Source organism: Comamonas sp. 23, from assembly GCF_049601575.1.
GTDB lineage: Bacteria > Pseudomonadota > Gammaproteobacteria > Burkholderiales > Burkholderiaceae_C > Comamonas > Comamonas squillarum.
Map to the genome: position 1 here is coordinate 1,207,003 of NZ_CP187127.1, position 19,311 is coordinate 1,226,313.

Consider the following 19,311-nt stretch of genomic DNA (forward strand, 5'->3'; position numbering starts at 1 on the left):
CTGCGGTCTTTTTTTGTGCCCGCTCGGCCTGAGATCATCCGAGAAACCCAGTATACCCCCAGGGGGTACCTGGGATCTTCATCTATTTCTCATATGTAATTTTTATAAATTGCATTTATACTGTGGCCCAGTACCTGAGTTTGGCGTGCTTTTGCGCCGTTGCGAACACCGCCTGCCATGCCCCATAACGCCAAAGACAAGCACCGCGCCATCACCCGCCTGCGCCGCATCAAAGGCCAGGCGGAGGCCTTGGAGCGGGCGGTGGAGGCGGGCAGCGATTGCGCCCCCATCCTGCAGCAGCTCGCCGCCATGCGCGGCGCTGTGCATGGGCTGATGGCCGATTTGCTTGATGGCCATATGCGCGAGACCATGGCCCGGCAGCCCGCGCCGTCGCAGGCGGACATTGACGAAATGCTGTCGCTGCTGCGCTCGTACCTCAAATAGGCGTGTGGTCATGACCGCGCCTGACTGTTTTCCCCGTTTTTGACCCAAGGAGTCCACCCATGAAATCCCGCGCCGCCGTTGCCTTCAAAGCCGGAGAGCCTTTGCAGATTGTCGAGATCGACGTTGCGCCACCCCAGAAGGGCGAAGTGCTGGTCAAGATCACCCACACGGGCGTGTGCCACACGGATGCCTTCACCTTGAGCGGTGATGATCCTGAAGGCATCTTCCCGGCGGTGCTGGGCCATGAAGGCGCGGGCATCGTGGTGGAAGTGGGCGAGGGCGTCACCAGCGTCCAGCCAGGCGACCATGTGATCCCGCTGTACACGGCAGAGTGCGGCGAATGCCTGTTCTGCAAGAGCGGCAAGACCAACCTGTGCGTAGCAGTGCGCGCCACCCAGGGCAAGGGTGTGATGCCCGATGGCACCACGCGCTTTAGCTACAACGGCGAGCCGATCTACCACTACATGGGCTGCTCCACCTTCTCCGAGTACACCGTGGTGGCCGCAGTGTCGCTGGCCAAGGTCAACCCCGATGCCAACCCCGAGCAGGTCTGCCTGCTGGGCTGCGGCGTGACCACCGGTCTGGGCGCTGTGAAGAACACCGCCAAGGTGCAAGAGGGCGATACCGTGGCTGTGTTCGGTCTGGGTGGCATTGGCCTGGCGGTAATCCAGGGCGCGCAGCTGGCCAAGGCTGGCCGCATCATTGCTGTCGATACCAACCCCGGCAAGTTCGAGCTGGCCAAGACCTTTGGCGCGACCGACTGCATCAACCCCAAGGATTTCGACAAGCCGATCCAGCAAGTGATCGTCGAGATGACCGGCTGGGGCGTGGACCACAGCTTTGAATGCATTGGCAGCACCCAGGTGATGCGTGCGGCGCTGGAATGCGCGCACCGTGGCTGGGGCCAGAGCGTGATCATCGGCGTGGCGGGCGCGGGCCAGGAGATCTCCACCCGTCCTTTCCAGCTCGTGACCGGCCGCAAATGGCTGGGCACCGCCTTTGGCGGCGTCAAGGGCCGCAGCGAGCTGCCCGGCATGGTGGAAGACGCGATGGCCGGCAAGATCAAGCTCGAGCCCTTTGTCACCCACACCATGGGCCTGGCCAAGATCAACGAGGCTTTTGACCTGATGCATGAAGGCAAGTCGATCCGCTCGGTAGTCAACTACGCCAGCTGATCGTCGCTAAGCGCCGCTGGCCAAAGCTGACCAGCGCCGGCTGCCAGCGGGCGCTGCAATAGTCCTGCGCAGCGCTGGCAGCGCTGCCAGGGGCGACAATGCGAGGCTTGTTGTCCCTGCGGCCCGGCCCGCACCATTGAAATCCATGTCTTTTACCTCTCTTGGCCTTGCTCCGTCGCTGGCCCACGCTGCCCAGGCCCATGGCCTGATGGCACCCACGGCCATCCAGACCCAAGCCATTCCGGCCATTCTGGACGGGCGTGACCTGCTGGGCTGCGCGCCGACCGGCTCGGGCAAGACGGCGGCCTATGTGCTGCCGCTGATGCAGGCCTGGATGCTGAGCAACGCGGCAGGCCAGGCGGGCCGCCATGAGACGCAGGCCTTGATCCTGGTGCCCACGCGCGAACTGGCCACCCAGGTGGCTGAGCTGGTTTACTTTGTTGGCGAGGCCCTGGGCCGCCGCCCCAAGGTGGCCGTGCTCACTGGTGGTGTGTCCATCAATCCCCAGCTGCTGGCCTTGCGCGGCGGCGTGGATCTGGTGATTGCCACGCCTGGGCGCCTGCTCGATGTGGTGGCGCACAGCAAGCTGCGGCTGGACACCATCAGCACCCTGGTGCTGGACGAGGCCGACCGCTTGATGGACCTGGGCTTTGCCGAGGAGCTGCACAGCGTGCTGGCGCTGGTGCCCGCGTGCGAGCAGCGCCAGACCTTGCTGCTGTCGGCCACCTTTGCCCCGGCGGTGCAGGCGTTGGTGCCCACCTTGCTGCGACCCGCGCACGAGAAGGTGGAGATCGCTTCGACCCACCTGCAGGATGCCACCATCGTGCAGGAGGCCTACTACCTCGATGCCGCCAAGCGCACCACCTGGCTGCGTGAGCTGGTCACCCAGTACGCCGGCCAGCGCATGCTGGTGTTTGTGGCCAGCCGCTACAGCGCCGAGCATGTGGCCAACAAGCTCTATGACAAGGGCATCAGCGCCACCGCCTTCCATGGCGAGCTGAGCCAGGGCGCGCGCCAGCAGGTGCTGCAGGAGTTCCGCAGCAGCCAGTGGCAGGTGCTGGTCACCACCGATCTGGCCGCGCGTGGCATCCATGTCGAGGCGCTGCCCCTGGTCATCAACTACGACCTGCCGCGCTCGCCCACCGATTACACCCACCGCATCGGCCGCACGGGCCGGGCCGGTATCTCGGGCCTGGCCATCAGCCTGGTAACCCCCGCCAGCCTGGCGCACTGGAAGCTGATCGCGAAGCGCAATGGGCTCGATGTGGCGCTGCAGACCCTGGAGCAGTACCCGGTCACCGAAGCGGTGCCCGCGCATGCGCCCTCTGAAGATGCCGGCAATGGCGGCATCAAGGGCAAGCGCATGAGCAAAAAAGACAAGCTGCGTGCAGCGGCCGCCCAGGCCGCATCCCCGCAACCTCCGACCGAAGGAAATTCCGATGTCTGAAGCCCAAGCCAGCCTCAAGCTGCAGGCGGCCCATGCCTGCTTTGGCGGCGCCCAGCGTTTTTATGAGCATTTCTCCAGTCAGATCGGCCTGGCGATGAAGTTCTCGGTCTTTCTGCCGCCCAAGGCGGTGGAGGGCGAGAAAGTGCCTGCGCTGCTGTACCTGGCGGGCCTGACCTGTACCGAAGAGACCTTCATGACCAAGGCCGGCGCCCAGCGCCTGGCGGCTTCGCTGAACGTGGCCCTGGTCACCTGCGACACCAGCCCGCGCGGCGCGGGCCTGCCTGGCGAGGCGGAGAGCTGGGATTTTGGCGTGGGTGCGGGTTTTTACCTCGATGCCACGGCCAAGCCCTGGGCGCTGCACTGGCGCATGGAAAGCTACATCCTCGAAGACCTGCTGCCGCTCTTGGGCGCCAAGCTGCCGATCGACCTGCAACGCCTGGGCATCTTTGGCCACAGCATGGGCGGCCATGGCGCGCTGACCCTGGCGCTGCGCCACCCCGGTGTGTTCAAGTCGGTCTCGGCCTTTGCGCCGATTGCCAACCCCACCCACTGCCCCTGGGGCCAGAAAGCATTTGCCGGCTACCTGGGCGACAACCAGGCCGATTGGGCGCAGCACGATGCCACCGCCCTGATGGCCGCGCAAAAGCAGCCGCCATACCCGGCCGGCATCCTCATCGACCAGGGCCTGGCCGACAAGTTCTTGCTGGAAAAGCAACTGCTGCCCGAAGCCTTTGAAGCCGCCTGCGCCCAGGTCGGCCAGCCCTTGACCTTGCGCCGCCATGGCGGCTATGACCACGGCTACTACTTCATCCAGAGCTTTATCGACGAGCACCTGCGCTTTCACGCCAGCCAGCTGTAAACAGAACCCGGTACGCGGATTTCTGCCAGGCGCTGCCGCCCACCCCGGGCTGTGGCGCCTGTTTTATTTGCGGGCCTCGGTCAACATGCGCAGCGCCAGGCCCGCGAGCACCGTGCCCATCAAACAGCGCTGCATCTGTACCCAACTGGGGCGGCTGGCCAGAAACCCAGCGATCGAGCCGGCCAGCATCGCAATGGCGGCATTCACGCTGACGCTGACCACAATCTGTGTGAAACCCAGCACCAGGGACTGCGAAAAAACGCTGCCATGTGCGGGATCGATAAACTGCGGCAGCAGTGACAGGTACATCACGGCAATCTTGGGGTTGAGCAGGTTGGTCAGAAAACCCATCGCAAACAGCTTGCGTGGGCTGTCCTGCGGCAACTGGCGCAGCTCGAACGGGGAGCGCCCTCCGGGCTTGACCGCCTGCCAGGCTAGGTACAGCAGGTACAACGCGCCACCAATGCGCAGTGCGTCGTAGGCGTAGGGGATGGCCATCACCAGCGCGGTGATACCCAGCGCCGCGCACAGCATGTAGAACACAAAGCCCAGGGCCACACCGCCCAGCGAGATCAAGCCTGCACCGCGCCCTTGGCATATGGAGCGGGAAATGAGATAGACCATATTGGGCCCGGGCGTCAGGACCATGCCCAGGGAAATGAGAGCGAAGGCGAGCCAGTTGTGAATTTCAGGCATGGGCGCGGGCACTACATTGCAGTGCAAGAGGGTGGTTGGACAGGACGGCGCCCACTGACCATCAGGTGCTGCGCGGCGCGCCCACCTCATAGACGCGCAGATCGCGCTCGCCAATCTCCAGCGCAGGCCAGGCAGCGCGCCAGGCCTGGATATGGCTGGAGGCAAAATGCGCATCGAGCGCGGCCTGGTCGCTCCAGAGCTCCTTGACGTGGATCAGCCCGGGCACCAGCACATCCTGGGCGTAGCCGTATTCCAGGCAGCCAGGCTCGGCGCGTGAGGCTTCCACCATCGCTCGCATGGCGGGCAGGGCGCGTTCCAGGTTCGCGGCGGGCAGGCGGACGGTGCCAACGATCAACAGCATGGGTTTTCCTCTCAGTCGGTCATGGGGATCAGCGCATCCAGCCGGGCACCCGGGTTTCCAGCAGTTGGGGCACCATGTCGGCGCTGGTCCATACCACCGCCAGTTGCTCCCACTGCGCGGCCCAGCGCTGGGCATCGTCGCGACCCATGCCGATGACCAGAAAACCCGGCTCGGCCGGCCAGCCGTTGGCCGGGTGCTGGGCAACGGCGGGCAGCGCGGCAAAGCCGGCAGTGCCCAGCGCGCGGCCCAGTTGGGCATGGTGCTCGATGTTCTCGTCCTTGTCCAGCAGCTCGCCCATGGGGTTGAAGGCAGTGATGAAGCAGCTGCAGTCGGTCTGGTGCTGCTGGTAGAGGGCACCGAGCGCCGCCTGGGCCTGGCCCAGCTGCAGGATGAAAGGGGCCTGGTTCAGCACGTGGTACTGGGTTTCTTCAAAAGCCTTGCGCAGTTCGGGCGAGAGGGTGGTCATAAATAAGGGGCCGCCAGTGTTGTCAATCATGCACGCGCGGCAAAAAAAGCCGTGATACCGAGATGCCTTGGTCGCCACGCGGCGGCCGGGGCAGCCATCGTAGCGGCTTGCGGACGTCCGACTAGGCCGGCAGAGTTTTCCACACGAGCGACACGAATTTCGTGTGATCGGAGACAATACGCGATTCGCCTGCACGCTGATGCTTGTACAAAACAAGCCAAGTGCTCTTATTTTGTCTTTCTCTTTGGTTGAGACACATGAAAAAACGTTCTTTCGTTGCCACCCTGGCGCTGACTGCCTTGCTCACCGCTTGCGGCAAGAATGATGCGCCCAAGCCTGCGGCTGAAGCACCCGCGCCCGCGCCTGTTGCGGCGGCGGTCACCAAGCTGGTGGTGGGTCTGGACGACAACTTCCCGCCCATGGGTTTCCGTGACGAGAAGAACGAAATCGTGGGCTTTGACATCGACATGGCCCGCGAAGCGGCCAAGCGCGCGGGCATCGAAGTGGAATTCAAGCCCATCGACTGGAACGCCAAGGAAGCCGAGCTGCTGGGCAAGCGCGTCGATGCACTGTGGAATGGCCTGACCATTCTGGAAGAGCGCAAGGAAAAGATCCTCTTCACCGACCCCTACATGGTCAACAAGCAGATCATCATCGTCAAGGCCGGCTCGCCGATCAAGACCAAGGCCGACATGGCCGGCAAGATCGTCGGCGCCCAGGAAGGCTCCAGCGCCGTGACCGCGATGGAAAAGGACAAGGAGCTGTCCTCCCAGTTCAAGGAAACCAAGCTGTTTGGCGACAACATCGCTGCGCTGATGGATGTGGAAGCTGGCCGTCTGGACGTTGTGGTGGTCGATGAGGTGGTGGGCCGTTACCTGGTCTCCAAGAAGCCCGACAACTATGTTGTGCTGGCCGAAGACTTTGGCACCGAAGACTATGGCGTGGGCTTCCGCAAGGACGACGAAGCCACCCGCAACAAGATCAACGACGTGCTGTCTGAGATGAAGAAGGACGGCAAGGCCGAAGAAATCGCCAAGAAGTGGTTTGGCGCCGACGTGATCAAGCACTGATCTGCGTGTGACTTTGCACCGGGCCGGCACAGCGTGCCGGTCTTGTGCTTTTGGGCGCAGCCCATGGCCGCCGCAGCGCTGGGCGCTGCCCGGCGGCCAGAACGGATTTTTTTGACAGGAGCGCCAGACCAGGAACGCCAACAGGTTCCAGCGGCGCTCGTGCCTGTGGCAGCGAGGCCCGCGAAGCCGCTGCCACCCTGAAGGCCATCGATGGATTATGTAATTTCAATGCTGGGGCCGCTGTCCAATGGCGCCCTGGTGACTCTCAAGCTGTTTTTCATCACCCTGGCGCTGTCGGTGCCACTGGGTCTGGCGCTGGCGTTGGCGCGCATCTCGCGCTTCAAGGCGTTGGCGCGCTTTGTCGAGGCCTATATCTGGCTGATGCGCGGCACGCCGCTGATGCTGCAGCTGCTGTTCATCTATTTCGCGCTCCCCTTTGTGCCGGTGATCGGCGTGCGCCTGCCGGACTTCCCCTCGGCTGTGGTGGCATTCGCGCTGAACTATGCGGCCTATTTTGCCGAGATCTTCCGCGCCGGTATCCAGAGCGTGGACCGGGGCCAGTATGAAGGCGCGAAGGTGCTGGGCCTGTCCTACAGCCAGACCATGCGCCGCATTGTGCTGCCGCAGATGGTGCGCACCATCCTGCCGCCGGTCAGCAACGAGACCATCACCCTGGTCAAGGACACGTCGCTGATCTATGTGCTCGCCCTCAACGACCTGCTGCGCGCCGCGCGCGGCATTGTGCAGCGCGACTTCACGACCACACCCTTTGTGGTGGCGGCCGCCTTCTACCTGCTGATGACCCTGGTGCTGACCTGGGGCTTCAACCGCCTGGAAAAGCGCTATGCCAAATACGACGCATAAGTGGTGGCTGGCGATGGGTGGGTGTGAAGCGGCAATGGCGAACAGCGCAGGAGAATGGCGATGACAGGCAATGACATGGGCACCACCCCAGTGATGGTGCAGGCGCGTGATATCTGCAAGGCCTTCAATGGCAACGAGGTGCTCAAGCGCGTCTCGCTCGATATCCACAAGGGCGAAGTGATGGCGGTGATCGGGCCGTCTGGCTCGGGCAAGAGCACCTTTTTGCGCTGCTTGAACCACCTCGAGGTGATCGATTCAGGCTCGGTCGTGGTCGAGGGCCAGACCCTCGTCCGCACCAATGCCCAGGGACAGGCCCAGTACGCACCCGAGGCCCAGATGCGCGCCATTTTGCGCCGCATGGGCATGGTGTTCCAGGGCTTCAACCTGTTCCCGCATCTGTCGGTGATCGACAACATCACCGAGGCGCCGATGGTCGTCAAGGGCCTGACGCGCGAGCAGATCATGCCCAAGGCCCAGGAGCTGCTGCGCAAGGTGGGCCTGCTGGAGAAAGCCGATGCCTATCCTGCGCGCCTGTCGGGCGGCCAGAAGCAGCGCGTGGCCATTGCCCGGGCGCTGGCGATGGAGCCGGACATCATGCTGTTTGACGAGCCCACTTCGGCGCTGGACCCGGAGCTGACGGGCGAGGTGCTGCGCACCATGCGTCAGCTGGCCGAGGAGCACATGACCATGCTCGTGGTCACCCATGAGATGGGCTTTGCCCGCGAGGTGGCCAATACCGTGGTGTTCATGGACCAGGGCGCCCTGATCGAGGCCAAGCCCGCCCGCGCGTTCTTTGAAGACTGCAGCCACCCCCGCATTCGTTCCTTTTTGGACAATATGCTCTAATCACGGGCGCTTCTCATCGTTGTTGACGCTGTGAACAACTGGCCAAGAAGCCGCCCGTGCGATGCTGTAGGCTGGCCCGATCACGCAAGCGACTGCAATAGCCTGTTGCCTTGCGGGGCTTAGCCCGTCCGGGTTACGATCTGGCTATATAAATACATTCATGAATGTTTGTTACAAGCGGTAAGCTTGACGGTTTGCGCTGCGGCAACTGACTACAGAAAAGAGCCCTGCCCCCTCTTATGATGACGATGCCGGATGTTGCCGGCTTTTCTATGCAATCTTCTGCCTCACCACCTCTTGTCGAACTGCGCAATGTCACCTTTGGCTATGGTGACCGCACCATCTTGCGTGATGTGTCGCTGACCATCCCACGCGGGAAGGTGACCGCGCTGATGGGCGCATCCGGTGGCGGCAAAACCACGGTGCTGCGCCTGATTGGCGGCCAGGCCCGCGCCCAGGCCGGCCAGGTGCTGCTCGACGGCCAGGATGTGGGTGCGATGAGCCAGGCGCAGCTCTATGCCGCGCGGCGCCGCATGGGCATGCTGTTCCAGTTTGGTGCGCTGTTCACCGATATGACGGTGTTCGAGAACGTGGCCTTTCCGCTGCGCGAACACACCCAACTGTGCGATGCGATGGTGCGCGACATTGTGCTGATGAAGCTGCAGGCCGTGGGCCTGCGCGGCGCGCGCGAGTTGATGCCCTCGCAGATCTCCGGCGGCATGGCCCGGCGCGTGGCGCTGGCCCGTGCGATGGCGCTGGACCCGGAATTCATCATGTACGACGAGCCCTTTGCCGGGCTGGACCCGATTTCGCTGGGCACCTCGGCCCAGCTGATCCGCGAACTCAACGACGCGCTGGGCCTGACCAGCATCATCGTCTCGCACGATCTGGAAGAGACCTTTAAGCTGGCCGACCAGGTGATCATCCTGGGCCCCGGCGTCGTGGCCGCGCAGGGTACGCCCGATGAGGTGCGTGCCAGCAGCGATCCGCTCGTGCACCAGTTTGTCAACGCGCTGGCGCAGGGGCCGGTGCCTTTCCATGTGCAAGGGCCCAGCATCGATGAAGATTTTGGTCCTGGCGCCGTCAAGAAGGGAGGCCGCTGATGCGTTGGTGGCACCCTGCTGATATCGGTTTTGCGCTGCGCTCCAAGGCTGCGGCAGTAGGCCAGGCCACGCGCCTGCTGCTGCGCCTGGTCGCCGGGCTGGGCTATGTGCTCAAGCGCCCGGGCCTGCTGCGCGACCAGATCCACTTTTTGGGCAATTATTCGCTGGCCATCATTGGCGTCTCGGGCCTCTTCGTCGGCTTTGTGCTGGGGCTGCAGGGCTACTACATCCTGCAGCGCTACGGCTCGGCCGAGGCCGTGGGCATGATGGTGGCTTTGACCTTGCTGCGTGAGCTGGGCCCGGTGGTGACGGCGCTGCTGTTTGCCGGGCGTGCAGGCACCGCATTGACCGCCGAGATTGGCCTGATGAAGGCGGGCGAGCAGCTCTCGGCCATGGAGATGATGGCCGTCAATCCGATCGAGCGCATTCTGGCGCCGCGCTTTTGGGCGGGCCTGATTGCGATGCCGTTGCTGGCGGCCGTGTTCAGCGCCGTCGGCATCATGGGCGGATGGATTGTTGGCGTATTGATGCTGGGCATCGATGGCGGCGCTTTCTGGGGCCAGATGCAAAGCGGTGTCGATGTGTTCCAGGATCTGGGCAACGGCGTGATCAAGAGCATCGTGTTCGGCATCACGGTGACCTTTGTCGCCTTGCTTCAAGGCTTTGTCGCCAAGCCCACCCCCGAAGGTGTCTCGCGTGCCACCACGCGCACCGTGGTCATGGCTTCGTTGTCGGTGTTGGCGCTGGATTTCATGCTCACGGCAATGATGTTCAGCATCTGACGCCTGCCCTATAGATAGTGAAAAGAGAAACGGATTCGCATATGCAGCCCTCCAAAACCGATATCTGGGTTGGCCTGTTTGTCATGCTGGGTGCTGCGGCGCTGGTGTTCCTGGCGCTGCGCGCAGGCAACCTGCTGACCCTGGATTTCAACAAAGGCTATGAAGTCACCGCCCGCTTTGACAACATTGGCGGCTTGAAGCCCCAGGCGGCCGTGCGCAGCGCCGGTGTGAAGGTTGGCCGTGTCAAAAGCATCGGCTTCAATGACCAGACCTTCCAGGCCGATGTCCACATCGAGCTGGCCAATGGCTATGCCTTCCCCAAGGACAGCTCGTTCAAGATCCTGACCAGCGGCCTGCTGGGCGACCAGTACGTGGGCGTTGAGGCCGGCTTTGATGAAAAGCCCTTGGCCAGTGGTGATACCGTCACCAATACACAATCGGCCATCGTGCTGGAAAATCTGATCGGCCAGTTCCTGTATGGCAAGGCCTCGGAGAGCTCCGCACCCAAGGCTGCCGAATAACACAAGCAAAAAACGAGAACGATGATGCGTTATCCACTCCACCTCCAAGGCCGCACCTGGGTGCTGGCTTCTTCCCTGGGTCTGGCTATGGTGCTGACCGGCTGTGCCAGCGGCCCTGGCGCCAACCCCCGCGACCCGCTGGAGCCCTACAACCGGGCGGTGTTCAGCTTCAACGATGCCGTCGACAGCGCGGTGCTCGAGCCCGTGGCCACCGGCTACCGCGATGTGACGCCGACCGTGGTGCGCACCGCCGTGACCAACTTCTTCGCCAACCTCGGCGACCTGTGGTCAGCCGTGAACAACGCGCTGCAGCTCAAGGGTGAGGGCACCTACAACAGCGTGGTGCGCTTTACCACCAACACCGTCTTCGGTCTGGGTGGTCTGATCGATATCGCCAGCGAAATGGACATCGAGCGCCACAAGCAGGACTTTGGCCTGACGATGGCGCGCTATGGCATGCCTGCGGGCGCCTACATCGTCTGGCCTTTGCTGGGCCCCTCGACGATCCGCGATTCCGCCGGCATGGTGGTGGACTGGCAGGGCAATGTGGTCAGCTCGATCAACGATGTGCCCGTGCGCAACTCGCTGACCGGTCTGCGCATTGTCAACACCCGGGCCAACCTGCTGGGCACCACGTCGCTGGTGCAGTCCGCAGCGCTCGACAAGTACAGCTTCACCCGTGACGCCTACCTGCAGCTGCGCCAAAATGCCACCGAGGCGGGCGAGGAAGAGGACGAGACGCAGTGGATGAATGAGTCGGCAGCCGACCCCCAGCCCCAGGGCCGCGTCAAATAAGCCGCCGTTATAAAGGCTTACAAGAAATAGGGTGGTGCATGCAACTGCGTGTCTGCCTCAGAATCAAAAATGGTCCGAGTCTGAATGGCAGACACCGGCTGAAAGGAACGCATATGATGAATCGTCGAGCATGGGTGCAGTACTCCGCCGCATGGGCTGCAGTGGCTTGCATGGCATCGGCCCCGCTGGCGGCCAGCGCAGCAGACATGGCGCCCGACGCGATGATCAAGCAGCTCTCGGACGAAGTGCTGAGCACCTTGAAGACCGACCAGTCCATCCGGGGTGGTGATGTCTCCAAGATCACCTCGTATGTCGACAGCGTGGTCATGCCCAATGTGGATTTCCGCCGCATGATGGCCTCGGCCGTAGGCCCCAAGTGGCGTACCGCGACGGCCACCCAGCAGCAGCAATTGCAAGATGAGTTCAAGAAGCTGATGGTCAACACCTACGCCGGTGCGCTGCACCAGGTGAGCGACCAGACCATCAGCGTCAAGCCGGTGCGCATGCAGCCCGCTGACAAGGAAGTCGTGGTGCGCTCTGAGATCCTGGGCCGGGGTGACCCGATCCAGCTGGACTACCGCCTGGTCAAGACCCCCGGCCAGGGCATGGGCTGGAAGATCTATAACCTCAATGTCATGGGCATCTGGATGGTGGAGACCTACCGCAACCAGTTCCAGGAAGAGCTGAACAAGCCCGGTGGCAGCCCACAGACCTTGATCGACTCCATCGCTGCCCGCAACAAGGCCAACGCAGGCAAGTAAGCCATGGCCGCGCTCAGCCTGCCTTCGACCCTGACCCATGATGAGGCCCAGGCCTGCCTGCAGCACTTGCAGGCGGGCATTGCGCAGCTGCCGGCGGGCGCTGCGGTGCAGATCGATGCCAGCGCCTTGGCGGTGTTTGACTCATCGGCGCTGGCCGTGATGCTGGGTAGCCGGCGCGCGGCACTGGGGGCTGGCCGGCCCTTTGAGATGCGTGGCGTATCAGCGCCCGTGCTGTCGCTGGCGCGCCTCTATGGTGTCGATGGCCTGCTGACCACTGCCGGCTGAGCGTTGAATCCCCAGGACAGCGCCATCTGGCCGCTGCGCCTACAATGGCCGACTCATGTCCGCCATCGCATTCCAATCCGTCTCCAAGGTCTACCAGACCGCCAAGGGGCCCTTCCAGGCATTGAACAACGTCAGCCTCGATATCGAGGAAGGGGAGTTCTTTGGCCTGCTCGGGCCCAACGGCGCGGGCAAGACCACCATGATCAGCATTCTGGCCGGCCTGGCCCGCGCCAGCAGCGGCTCCGTCAAGGTGCTGGGCAGCGATGTGCGCGAGGATTACGCCAACGCGCGCCGCAAGCTCGGTATCGTGCCGCAGGAGCTGGTTTTTGACCCGTTTTTCAATGTGCGCGAATCGCTGCGCATCCAATCGGGCTATTTCGGTGTCAAGAACAACGATGCCTGGATCGATGAGCTGCTCGAGAGCCTGGGTCTGGCCGACAAGGCCACGGCCAATATGCGCCAGCTGAGCGGCGGCATGAAGCGCCGCGTGCTCGTCGCCCAGGCGCTGGTGCACAAGCCGCCGATCATCGTGCTCGATGAGCCCACGGCCGGCGTTGATGTGGAACTGCGCCAGACCTTGTGGCAGTTCGTCAGCAAGCTCAACAAGCAAGGCCATACGGTGCTGCTCACCACCCACTACCTGGAAGAGGCCGAGGCGCTGTGCAACCGCATTGCGATGCTGCGCTCGGGCCATGTGGTGGCGCTGTCGACGATGGCCGAGCTGCTGCAGGGCAGCTCCTCGAACGTGCTGCAGTTCAAGACCGATGGCCTGCTGCCAGCCGATCTGGCCGCACAGGCGCGCATCACCGGCCGCATTGTGCAGCTGCCCGCCAGCAGCGCAGCGGATGTGGAGCGCATCCTTGCCCAGCTGCGCACGGCAGGCGTGGTGGTGGAAGACCTGGAGATCCGCCGCGCGGACCTGGAGGATGTGTTCTTGCAAGTGATGGCGCGCGATGCCGTGGTGGACCATGCCACCACGCAACTGGGTGCAGGAGTGGCACGATGAGCGGCTGGCAAACCCTGTTTTACAAAGAAGTGCTGCGTTTTTGGAAGGTGAGCTTCCAGACCGTGGCCGCGCCGGTGCTGACCGCCGTGCTCTACCTGCTGATCTTTGGCCATGTGCTGCAAGGCCGCGTGACCGTGTTCAGCGATGTCAGCTACACCGCCTTTCTGGTGCCGGGCCTGGTGATGATGAGCCTGCTGCAAAACGCCTTTGCCAACAGTTCGTCGAGCCTGGTGCAAAGCAAGATCATGGGCAGCCTGGTGTTTGTGCTGCTGACGCCGCTGTCGCACTGGGGCTGGTTCTTTGCCTTTGTCGGCGCCTCCATCGTGCGGGGCCTGGCCGTCGGCCTGGGTGTCTATGTGATCACCTTGTTCTTCGCGCCGCCGCATTTTGCATCGCTGCCCTGGGTGCTGATGTTTGCTGTGCTGGGTGCGGGCCTGATGGGCACGCTGGGCCTGCTGGCGGGCCTGTGGGCAGACAAGTTTGACCAGATGGCGGCGTTCCAGAACTTTGTGATCGTGCCGATGACCTTTCTGTCGGGCGTGTTCTATTCGATCCAGTCGCTGCCCCCGTTCTGGCAAAAGGTCAGCCACCTGAACCCGTTCTTCTACATGATTGATGGTTTTCGCTACGGCTTTTTTGGCCAGAGCGACACCTCGCCCTGGCTGAGCCTGGGCATTGTGGCCGTTGCCTGGCTGCTGGTGAGTGCATTGGCGGTGCAGCTGCTGCGCACCGGCTACAAGATCCGCAACTGATGAACCCTGCTGCAGCCCGCGCGGCTGCAGTCGCCTGGCCAGCAGCCCACCCCACGGAGCGGCTGGCAGGCATTTCGAACCGACTAAGTGAGAGCGTGCAATGACTGCTGAGGACCTCAAAGACATCATCACCGCCGGCCTGGCCTGCGAACATATTGCGCTGGAGGGCGATGGCCGCCACTGGTTTGCCACCATCGTGTCGCCCGCCTTTGAAGGCAAGCGTTTGATCCAGCGCCATCAGCTGGTCTACGCGACCCTGGGCCAGAAGATGCATACCGATGAGGTGCATGCGCTGTCGATGAAGACGCATACCCCTGCCGAGTGGGCTGCCCAGCAGGCCTGATTTTTCTTGTTTCAACCCAGGCTGGCCCAGCCCCATCCGGCATGGATGCGCAGGCTGCCGCTGGCGAAAGTGCCCCCATGGACAACACCACCATGATCACCTTGGCCCTCTCCAAAGGCCGCATTTTTGACGAAACCCTGCCACTGTTGGCCGCTGCAGGCATCGAGGTGCTCGAAGACCCCGAGAAATCGCGCAAGCTGATTTTTGCCACCACCCAGCCCGATGTGCAGGTGGTGCTGGTGCGCGCCTCCGATGTGCCCACCTATGTGCAGTACGGCGGCGCGGACCTGGGCGTGACCGGCAAGGACACCTTGCTCGAGCACGGCGGCGAGGGCCTGTTCCAGCCGCTCGATCTGCAGATCGCCAAGTGCCGTGTGAGCGTGGCGGTGCGCAATGATTTTGACTACGCCCAGGCCGTCAAGCGCGGCGCGCGTCTGCGCGTGGCCACCAAGTACCCGCAGATTGCGCGCGAGTTCTTTGCGCGCAAGGGCGTGCACGTGGACCTGATCAAGCTCTACGGCAGCATGGAGCTGGCGCCGCTGACGGGTCTGGCCGATGCCATCGTCGACCTGGTGAGCACCGGCAATACCCTGCGCGCCAACCACCTGCAGGAAGTCGAGCACATTATCGACATCAGCTCGCACCTGGTGGTGAACCAGGCGGCGCTCAAGCTCAAGCAAAAGCGCCTGCGCCATATCATTGATGTGTTTGCTGCGGGTGTTGCCCAAACTGCCCCGGTTTAAGCATCCGCTCTCAGGCTGGCACTTGCCTGTTTGAAAAGTGTCTGAGTCAGAAGGTATTCACTATGGAATTCGTTGCCGCTCCCGCCCGTCTGTCAACCACCGATGCCCAGTTCGAGCATGACTTCGCTCAGCGCCTGCATTGGTCGGCGGACACGGATGCTGCCATCGAGCAGCGGGTGGCCGATATCCTGGCGGACGTGCAAAAGCGCGGCGATGCCGCTGTGCTGGATTACACCGCGCGCTTTGATGGCCTGCAGGTCAGCAGCATGGCTGCGCTGGAGTTGAGCAAGCAAGAGCTCAAGGCCGCCTTTGAGGGCCTGCCCACTGAGCAGCGCGAGGCGCTTGAATCGGCTGCGCGCCGCGTGCGCAGCTACCACGAGGCCCAGAAAAAGGCCAATGGCGAGAGCTGGAGCTACCGCGACGAAGACGGCACCTTGCTGGGCCAGAAAGTCACGCCGCTCGACCGCGTGGGCATCTATGTGCCAGGCGGCAAGGCCGCCTACCCCAGCAGCGTGCTGATGAATGCCATCCCGGCCCATGTGGCGGGTGTGGAGGACATCATCATGGTGGTGCCCACGCCCCAGGGTGTGAAGAACCCGCTGGTGCTGGCTGCGGCCTATGTGGCGGGCGTGCACCGCGCCTTCACCATTGGCGGTGCGCAGGCCGTGGCGGCGCTGGCCTACGGCACGGCCACCATCCCCAAGGTGGACAAGATCACCGGCCCGGGCAATGCCTATGTGGCCAGCGCCAAAAAGCGCGTGTTCGGCCTGGTGGGCATCGACATGATTGCCGGCCCCAGCGAAATTCTGGTGCTGGCCGATGGCTCGACGCCGCCCGACTGGGTGGCGATGGATCTTTTCTCGCAGGCCGAGCACGATGAACTGGCGCAGTCGATTCTGCTGTGCCCCGATGCCGCCTACCTGGATGCTGTGCAGCGCGAAATCGACCGCCTGCTGCCCGAGATGCCGCGCAAGGCCATCATCGCCAAGAGCCTGTCCGACCGGGGCGCACTGATCCTCACGCGTGACATGGAAGAGGCCTGCGCGCTGAGCAACCGCATTGCGCCCGAGCACCTGGAAGTCTCCAGCCGCGATCCGCACCGCTGGGAGCCCCTGCTCAAACATGCGGGCGCGATCTTTCTGGGCGCCTACACCAGCGAAAGCCTGGGCGACTACTGCGCAGGCCCCAACCATGTGCTGCCCACCAGCGGCACCGCGCGTTTCTCGTCGCCGCTGGGCGTCTATGACTTCCAAAAGCGCTCCAGCCTGATCGAGGTGAGCGAGGCGGGCGCCCAGGTGCTGGGCAAGACTGCCGCGGTGCTGGCCTATGGCGAAGGCCTGCAAGGCCACGCGCGCGCAGCCGAGATGCGGATCAAGCGCTAAGCATCGCTCGCCTGCTTCCCTGGGTCAAAACGGCTGGGGCAGAGCAAGCAGAGCGGTGATCAACGCCGCTGGCAGGCCGCCGGCACATAGGCGCGCCATTGCACCACCAGGTCCGCACGGCTCTGGCCCCGGGGCCAGGGAATGACCCATTCGCCCTCATGCAGGCGCATGCCTTGCAGTCCATCGAGCACCGGGTAGGGCCCAGTGGGGGCATCCCGATCCGCATCCTCTTCCAACTGCCAGATCCGCAGCGCGCCATGCTGCTGCAGGCGATCGGCCGTGGCCCAGGGCGAATGGCGCGGGTCGCCCGGGATCAGCACCGAGGGCTGGCTTTTGGCGCCGATGGCGACGAGGCCACCGGTCCAGGCATCGCTGGCCACGGTATCGAGTGGGCAGCTCGACAGCGAATCCCAAGTGGCCTCAGCCTGCTGCGCCAGCGCGGCAGCGGGCCAATCGCTGCGCACGGGGCTCTTGCGGAAGTCCGAGATCTTCCACAGGTACAGGCCGCAGAGCACAGAAATCACCGTGAGCCACACCATGGTGCCGCGCAACAGGTAGGGGCGCATGGGCGCGAGCCAGGCGCTGGGGATCAGCGCCGCAGCCAGCACGCCACTGAAAGGCCACATCGGCACCCCCCACATATCGCGCAGGCGCAAGCCCAGGCCCATGCCCAGCGTGGCCAGCAGCAAGCCTGGGGCCAGTGCGATGAGGCACAGGTAGGCGGGCTTGGCGCTGTGCCACTGCCAGGGGGCAGATACGGCAGGCCGCAGCTTGGACCAGCGCAGCCGCAAGTAGGCAAACAGCAGCACCAGCAGCAGCGGCAGGTGGTTGAGCAGCTGGGTCAGCAAAAAGCCCAGCGCGCCTGCGCGCGGCGATTCGCCGGAGCTGTTGGAACGGTCCTTGGCATAGGAGAAAGGCAGCCAGTCGTTGCTATGCAGCCAAAGCAGGTGCGGCGCAAACACCAGCGCCATCACCAGCAAGGCCAGCCAGGGGCCTGGACGGCGCAGCAGGCTGCGTGCCGGGCTCAGCACGGTAAATAGACCCAGGCAGAGCAGCAGCAAGCCGATGGAGTATTTGCTCAGCAGCCCCAGGCCGGCCATCAGGCCCAGCAGCAGCCATTGCCAGCGCTTGTCGTCCTGCCAGGCGGCCAGATAGAAGTAGCAGATACCTGCCCAAAACGGCATCTGCGCAATGTTGTGGTTGAACTCCAGCGCGGGCCGGGTGTAGAAGACCACGCCCATCGTCAGCACCGTGCCGATAAAGGCGCGCTCGCGCCCGACCAGGCGGCAGGCCGTCAGCCAGACCAGCCCCAAGGTCAGCGCCACGCACAGCTGGCTCAGCGCAAACGGGCCCCAGCGGCCCAGCGCCAAGAAGGACGCATGCAGCGCAATGGGGGGGAGCGGCGGGTGCTTGTAGTAGCCCCATTGCCATTCACGGCCCCAGCCCAGGCTCTCGACCACATCCAGCGGAAAGCTGGGGGCGAGCAGCGGCGGCACGAGCGTCCAGGCCAGTGCGTACAGGCAGGCAAAGGCGAGCATGAGGCGCAGCGCTTTCTGGTGGTCGTGCGGCTGGGGGTGGGGGATGGAGGCAGGAGACATGCAGTGGGCAAAAGGGGGCTTGGCAGCGCTGGGGCACGGGCTGGGTAAAGCCCGCTAGTGTAGCTGCAGGCTATCGGCCCCCTCTACCGTTGCGGGGCCCCCGTCGTGGGTTGGGGTTGCTGGCAATGTCAGTCGCTGCGGGCGGGTGCCAGCAGATCGGCCAGGCTGCTGAGTGCGGGCGCGCAGGCCTGGGCCAGCTTCAGGTCCAGCAGTGCGTCATCGCGCATCTGGCCCAGGTTGATGGCCGCGACCGGCAGGCCCGCTTGCTTGGCGGCATGCACAAAGCGCAGGCCTGAATAGACCATCAAGGAGCTGCCCACCACCAGCAGCGCGCCGCTGGCGGCCAGGTGGTTCATGGCTTCCTGGCGGCGTGCGGCAGGTACGTTTTCTCCATAGAAGACGACATCGGGCTTGAGGATGCCGCCGCAGGTGGAGCAGGCCGGTACCTGAAAAGCGGCAAAGTCCACACCGCCCAGATCGGCATCGCCATCGGGTGCAGCGCTGGCGCTAAGGTGCTGCCAATCGGGGTTAGCCGTTATCAGCTGGTGCTGAAAGTCGGCGCGCGCCATGCGCTGACCGCAGCCCATGCAGACCACCTGGTCGAGCCGGCCATGCAGATCCACCACCCGCGCGCTGCCCGCGCGCTGGTGCAGGCCGTCGACGTTCTGGGTGATCAGGCCTTGGATATAGCCGGCCTGCTCCAACCGGGCCAGCGCTTGGTGCGCGGCATTGGGCTGGGCCTGCGAGAACACCGGCCAGCCCACCAGACTGCGCGCCCAGTAGCGCTGGCGCGTGAGCGTCTCGTCCATGAAGTCCTGAAAGCGCACGGGGGCAGGGCGCTTCCAGGCGCCTTGCGCATCGCGGTAGTCGGGGATGCCGCTGCCGGTGCTCACGCCCGCGCCGGTCAGCACGGTCCAGGGACGGTAGTGCTGCAGCAAGTGGGTCAGGGCTGGCAGATCCGTGGAGGCGGCTGCTTGCGGGAGGAGGTCGGTGAGAAGTGGCATGGATGAGG

General features: G+C 64.0%; 23 protein-coding genes. 18 read left to right on the plus strand and 5 right to left on the minus strand.

Going from position 1 to position 19,311, the window contains the following annotated elements; genetic code table 11:
* Positions 1-177 precede the first annotated feature (177 nt).
* The 4 genes from ACPEE1_RS05380 to fghA all read left to right on the plus strand — a co-directional run bounded on the left by ACPEE1_RS05380 (position 178) and on the right by fghA (position 3,925).
* Positions 178-444 carry a metal/formaldehyde-sensitive transcriptional repressor gene (locus ACPEE1_RS05380; RefSeq protein ID WP_116926435.1) on the plus strand — a complete coding sequence of 89 codons (267 nt, stop codon included), beginning with the start codon at positions 178-180 and terminating at the stop codon, positions 442-444.
* Between the two features lie 59 nt (positions 445-503).
* Complete coding sequence (locus tag ACPEE1_RS05385; RefSeq protein ID WP_116926434.1) at positions 504-1,619, plus strand: S-(hydroxymethyl)glutathione dehydrogenase/class III alcohol dehydrogenase; 1,116 nt, start codon at positions 504-506, stop codon at positions 1,617-1,619.
* A gap of 145 nt (positions 1,620-1,764) precedes the next feature.
* Entirely contained in the window at positions 1,765-3,066 is a 1,302-nt protein-coding gene (locus ACPEE1_RS05390) for a DEAD/DEAH box helicase (protein ID WP_260718180.1), read from the plus strand.
* Positions 3,059-3,925: an S-formylglutathione hydrolase gene (gene fghA / locus ACPEE1_RS05395; RefSeq protein ID WP_116926432.1), complete on the plus strand. Its 867-nt coding sequence runs from the start codon at positions 3,059-3,061 to the stop codon at positions 3,923-3,925. Before ACPEE1_RS05390 ends, fghA begins: the two co-directional genes overlap by 8 nt.
* Positions 3,926-3,988: 63 nt before the next feature.
* On the opposite strand, the gene ACPEE1_RS05400 is transcribed toward fghA, so the two are convergent.
* The 3 genes from ACPEE1_RS05400 to ACPEE1_RS05410 all read right to left on the minus strand — a co-directional run bounded on the left by ACPEE1_RS05400 (position 3,989) and on the right by ACPEE1_RS05410 (position 5,478).
* Entirely contained in the window at positions 3,989-4,621 is a 633-nt protein-coding gene (locus ACPEE1_RS05400; RefSeq protein WP_260718179.1) for a LysE family translocator, read from the minus strand.
* Between the two features lie 61 nt (positions 4,622-4,682).
* Positions 4,683-4,982: a putative quinol monooxygenase gene (locus tag ACPEE1_RS05405; RefSeq protein ID WP_423935474.1), complete on the minus strand. Its 300-nt coding sequence runs from the start codon at positions 4,980-4,982 to the stop codon at positions 4,683-4,685.
* A gap of 28 nt (positions 4,983-5,010) precedes the next feature.
* The gene (locus ACPEE1_RS05410) at positions 5,011-5,478 is read right to left on the minus strand and encodes a DUF3293 domain-containing protein (RefSeq protein WP_423935476.1); all 468 of its coding nucleotides are present in this window, start codon (positions 5,476-5,478) and stop codon (positions 5,011-5,013) included.
* A 227-nt stretch (positions 5,479-5,705) separates the two neighbouring features.
* Here ACPEE1_RS05410 and ACPEE1_RS05415 point away from each other — a divergent pair, with 227 nt between their 5' ends.
* The 14 genes from ACPEE1_RS05415 to hisD all read left to right on the plus strand — a co-directional run bounded on the left by ACPEE1_RS05415 (position 5,706) and on the right by hisD (position 16,701).
* Positions 5,706-6,518, plus strand: coding sequence for an amino acid ABC transporter substrate-binding protein (locus tag ACPEE1_RS05415; RefSeq protein ID WP_116926428.1), 813 nt, complete (start codon positions 5,706-5,708; stop codon positions 6,516-6,518).
* Positions 6,519-6,728: 210 nt separating this feature from the next.
* Positions 6,729-7,382 carry an amino acid ABC transporter permease gene (locus tag ACPEE1_RS05420; RefSeq protein WP_021026088.1) on the plus strand — a complete coding sequence of 218 codons (654 nt, stop codon included), beginning with the start codon at positions 6,729-6,731 and terminating at the stop codon, positions 7,380-7,382.
* Between the two features lie 93 nt (positions 7,383-7,475).
* Complete coding sequence (locus ACPEE1_RS05425; protein WP_116926548.1) at positions 7,476-8,228, plus strand: amino acid ABC transporter ATP-binding protein; 753 nt, start codon at positions 7,476-7,478, stop codon at positions 8,226-8,228.
* A 272-nt stretch (positions 8,229-8,500) separates the two neighbouring features.
* On the plus strand, positions 8,501-9,331 hold the full coding sequence (locus ACPEE1_RS05430) for an ABC transporter ATP-binding protein (protein WP_260718176.1): 831 nt from the start codon (positions 8,501-8,503) through the stop codon (positions 9,329-9,331).
* Positions 9,331-10,113, plus strand: coding sequence for a lipid asymmetry maintenance ABC transporter permease subunit MlaE (gene mlaE, locus ACPEE1_RS05435; RefSeq protein WP_021026085.1), 783 nt, complete (start codon positions 9,331-9,333; stop codon positions 10,111-10,113). The genes ACPEE1_RS05430 and mlaE overlap by 1 nt, the downstream gene beginning before the upstream one ends.
* Before the next feature lie 41 nt (positions 10,114-10,154).
* Positions 10,155-10,634: an outer membrane lipid asymmetry maintenance protein MlaD gene (mlaD, locus tag ACPEE1_RS05440; protein ID WP_116926426.1), complete on the plus strand. Its 480-nt coding sequence runs from the start codon at positions 10,155-10,157 to the stop codon at positions 10,632-10,634.
* 24 nt (positions 10,635-10,658) lie between these two features.
* Positions 10,659-11,429 (plus strand): MlaA family lipoprotein, encoded by a 771-nt coding sequence (locus tag ACPEE1_RS05445; protein ID WP_260718175.1) that lies wholly within the window; start codon positions 10,659-10,661, stop codon positions 11,427-11,429.
* Positions 11,430-11,542: 113 nt separating this feature from the next.
* Positions 11,543-12,190 (plus strand): MlaC/ttg2D family ABC transporter substrate-binding protein, encoded by a 648-nt coding sequence (locus ACPEE1_RS05450; RefSeq protein ID WP_260718174.1) that lies wholly within the window; start codon positions 11,543-11,545, stop codon positions 12,188-12,190.
* A gap of 3 nt (positions 12,191-12,193) precedes the next feature.
* Positions 12,194-12,475, plus strand: coding sequence for an STAS domain-containing protein (locus ACPEE1_RS05455; RefSeq protein ID WP_116926424.1), 282 nt, complete (start codon positions 12,194-12,196; stop codon positions 12,473-12,475).
* Between the two features lie 55 nt (positions 12,476-12,530).
* The gene (locus tag ACPEE1_RS05460; RefSeq protein WP_021026080.1) at positions 12,531-13,481 is read left to right on the plus strand and encodes an ABC transporter ATP-binding protein; all 951 of its coding nucleotides are present in this window, start codon (positions 12,531-12,533) and stop codon (positions 13,479-13,481) included.
* Complete coding sequence (locus ACPEE1_RS05465; RefSeq protein ID WP_021026079.1) at positions 13,478-14,233, plus strand: ABC transporter permease; 756 nt, start codon at positions 13,478-13,480, stop codon at positions 14,231-14,233. Before ACPEE1_RS05460 ends, ACPEE1_RS05465 begins: the two co-directional genes overlap by 4 nt.
* 100 nt (positions 14,234-14,333) lie before the next feature.
* Positions 14,334-14,576 (plus strand): BolA family protein, encoded by a 243-nt coding sequence (locus ACPEE1_RS05470; protein WP_021026078.1) that lies wholly within the window; start codon positions 14,334-14,336, stop codon positions 14,574-14,576.
* A gap of 92 nt (positions 14,577-14,668) precedes the next feature.
* On the plus strand, positions 14,669-15,319 hold the full coding sequence (gene hisG / locus ACPEE1_RS05475) for an ATP phosphoribosyltransferase (RefSeq protein ID WP_116926546.1): 651 nt from the start codon (positions 14,669-14,671) through the stop codon (positions 15,317-15,319).
* Between the two features lie 62 nt (positions 15,320-15,381).
* Positions 15,382-16,701, plus strand: coding sequence for a histidinol dehydrogenase (gene hisD / locus ACPEE1_RS05480; protein WP_116926423.1), 1,320 nt, complete (start codon positions 15,382-15,384; stop codon positions 16,699-16,701).
* 59 nt (positions 16,702-16,760) lie between these two features.
* Here hisD and ACPEE1_RS05485 read toward each other — a convergent pair whose 3' ends face one another.
* Together ACPEE1_RS05485 and ACPEE1_RS05490 are read right to left on the minus strand one after the other, a co-directional pair.
* Positions 16,761-18,299, minus strand: a complete 1,539-nt coding sequence (locus tag ACPEE1_RS05485; protein ID WP_423935482.1) for a glycosyltransferase family 39 protein — start codon at positions 18,297-18,299, stop codon at positions 16,761-16,763.
* A 128-nt stretch (positions 18,300-18,427) separates the two neighbouring features.
* The gene (locus tag ACPEE1_RS05490; RefSeq protein ID WP_182343490.1) at positions 18,428-19,303 is read right to left on the minus strand and encodes an NAD-dependent protein deacetylase; all 876 of its coding nucleotides are present in this window, start codon (positions 19,301-19,303) and stop codon (positions 18,428-18,430) included.
* Positions 19,304-19,311: the final 8 nt, after the last annotated feature.

What these genes read in the sequence shown, in the direction of transcription:
- ACPEE1_RS05380 (WP_116926435.1), top strand. Translation starts at nt 178, where the DNA reads ATGCCCCATAACGCCAAAGACAAGCACCGCGCCATCACCCGCCTGCGC.
- ACPEE1_RS05385 (WP_116926434.1), top strand. Translation starts at nt 504, where the DNA reads ATGAAATCCCGCGCCGCCGTTGCCTTCAAAGCCGGAGAGCCTTTGCAG.
- ACPEE1_RS05390 (WP_260718180.1), top strand. Translation starts at nt 1,765, where the DNA reads ATGTCTTTTACCTCTCTTGGCCTTGCTCCGTCGCTGGCCCACGCTGCC.
- fghA (WP_116926432.1), top strand. Translation starts at nt 3,059, where the DNA reads ATGTCTGAAGCCCAAGCCAGCCTCAAGCTGCAGGCGGCCCATGCCTGC.
- ACPEE1_RS05400 (WP_260718179.1), bottom strand. Translation starts at nt 4,621, where the DNA reads ATGCCTGAAATTCACAACTGGCTCGCCTTCGCTCTCATTTCCCTGGGC.
- ACPEE1_RS05405 (WP_423935474.1), bottom strand. Translation starts at nt 4,982, where the DNA reads ATGCTGTTGATCGTTGGCACCGTCCGCCTGCCCGCCGCGAACCTGGAA.
- ACPEE1_RS05410 (WP_423935476.1), bottom strand. Translation starts at nt 5,478, where the DNA reads ATGATTGACAACACTGGCGGCCCCTTATTTATGACCACCCTCTCGCCC.
- ACPEE1_RS05415 (WP_116926428.1), top strand. Translation starts at nt 5,706, where the DNA reads ATGAAAAAACGTTCTTTCGTTGCCACCCTGGCGCTGACTGCCTTGCTC.
- ACPEE1_RS05420 (WP_021026088.1), top strand. Translation starts at nt 6,729, where the DNA reads ATGGATTATGTAATTTCAATGCTGGGGCCGCTGTCCAATGGCGCCCTG.
- ACPEE1_RS05425 (WP_116926548.1), top strand. Translation starts at nt 7,476, where the DNA reads ATGGTGCAGGCGCGTGATATCTGCAAGGCCTTCAATGGCAACGAGGTG.
- ACPEE1_RS05430 (WP_260718176.1), top strand. Translation starts at nt 8,501, where the DNA reads ATGCAATCTTCTGCCTCACCACCTCTTGTCGAACTGCGCAATGTCACC.
- mlaE (WP_021026085.1), top strand. Translation starts at nt 9,331, where the DNA reads ATGCGTTGGTGGCACCCTGCTGATATCGGTTTTGCGCTGCGCTCCAAG.
- mlaD (WP_116926426.1), top strand. Translation starts at nt 10,155, where the DNA reads ATGCAGCCCTCCAAAACCGATATCTGGGTTGGCCTGTTTGTCATGCTG.
- ACPEE1_RS05445 (WP_260718175.1), top strand. Translation starts at nt 10,659, where the DNA reads ATGCGTTATCCACTCCACCTCCAAGGCCGCACCTGGGTGCTGGCTTCT.
- ACPEE1_RS05450 (WP_260718174.1), top strand. Translation starts at nt 11,543, where the DNA reads ATGATGAATCGTCGAGCATGGGTGCAGTACTCCGCCGCATGGGCTGCA.
- ACPEE1_RS05455 (WP_116926424.1), top strand. Translation starts at nt 12,194, where the DNA reads ATGGCCGCGCTCAGCCTGCCTTCGACCCTGACCCATGATGAGGCCCAG.
- ACPEE1_RS05460 (WP_021026080.1), top strand. Translation starts at nt 12,531, where the DNA reads ATGTCCGCCATCGCATTCCAATCCGTCTCCAAGGTCTACCAGACCGCC.
- ACPEE1_RS05465 (WP_021026079.1), top strand. Translation starts at nt 13,478, where the DNA reads ATGAGCGGCTGGCAAACCCTGTTTTACAAAGAAGTGCTGCGTTTTTGG.
- ACPEE1_RS05470 (WP_021026078.1), top strand. Translation starts at nt 14,334, where the DNA reads ATGACTGCTGAGGACCTCAAAGACATCATCACCGCCGGCCTGGCCTGC.
- hisG (WP_116926546.1), top strand. Translation starts at nt 14,669, where the DNA reads ATGATCACCTTGGCCCTCTCCAAAGGCCGCATTTTTGACGAAACCCTG.
- hisD (WP_116926423.1), top strand. Translation starts at nt 15,382, where the DNA reads ATGGAATTCGTTGCCGCTCCCGCCCGTCTGTCAACCACCGATGCCCAG.
- ACPEE1_RS05485 (WP_423935482.1), bottom strand. Translation starts at nt 18,299, where the DNA reads ATGTCTCCTGCCTCCATCCCCCACCCCCAGCCGCACGACCACCAGAAA.
- ACPEE1_RS05490 (WP_182343490.1), bottom strand. Translation starts at nt 19,303, where the DNA reads ATGCCACTTCTCACCGACCTCCTCCCGCAAGCAGCCGCCTCCACGGAT.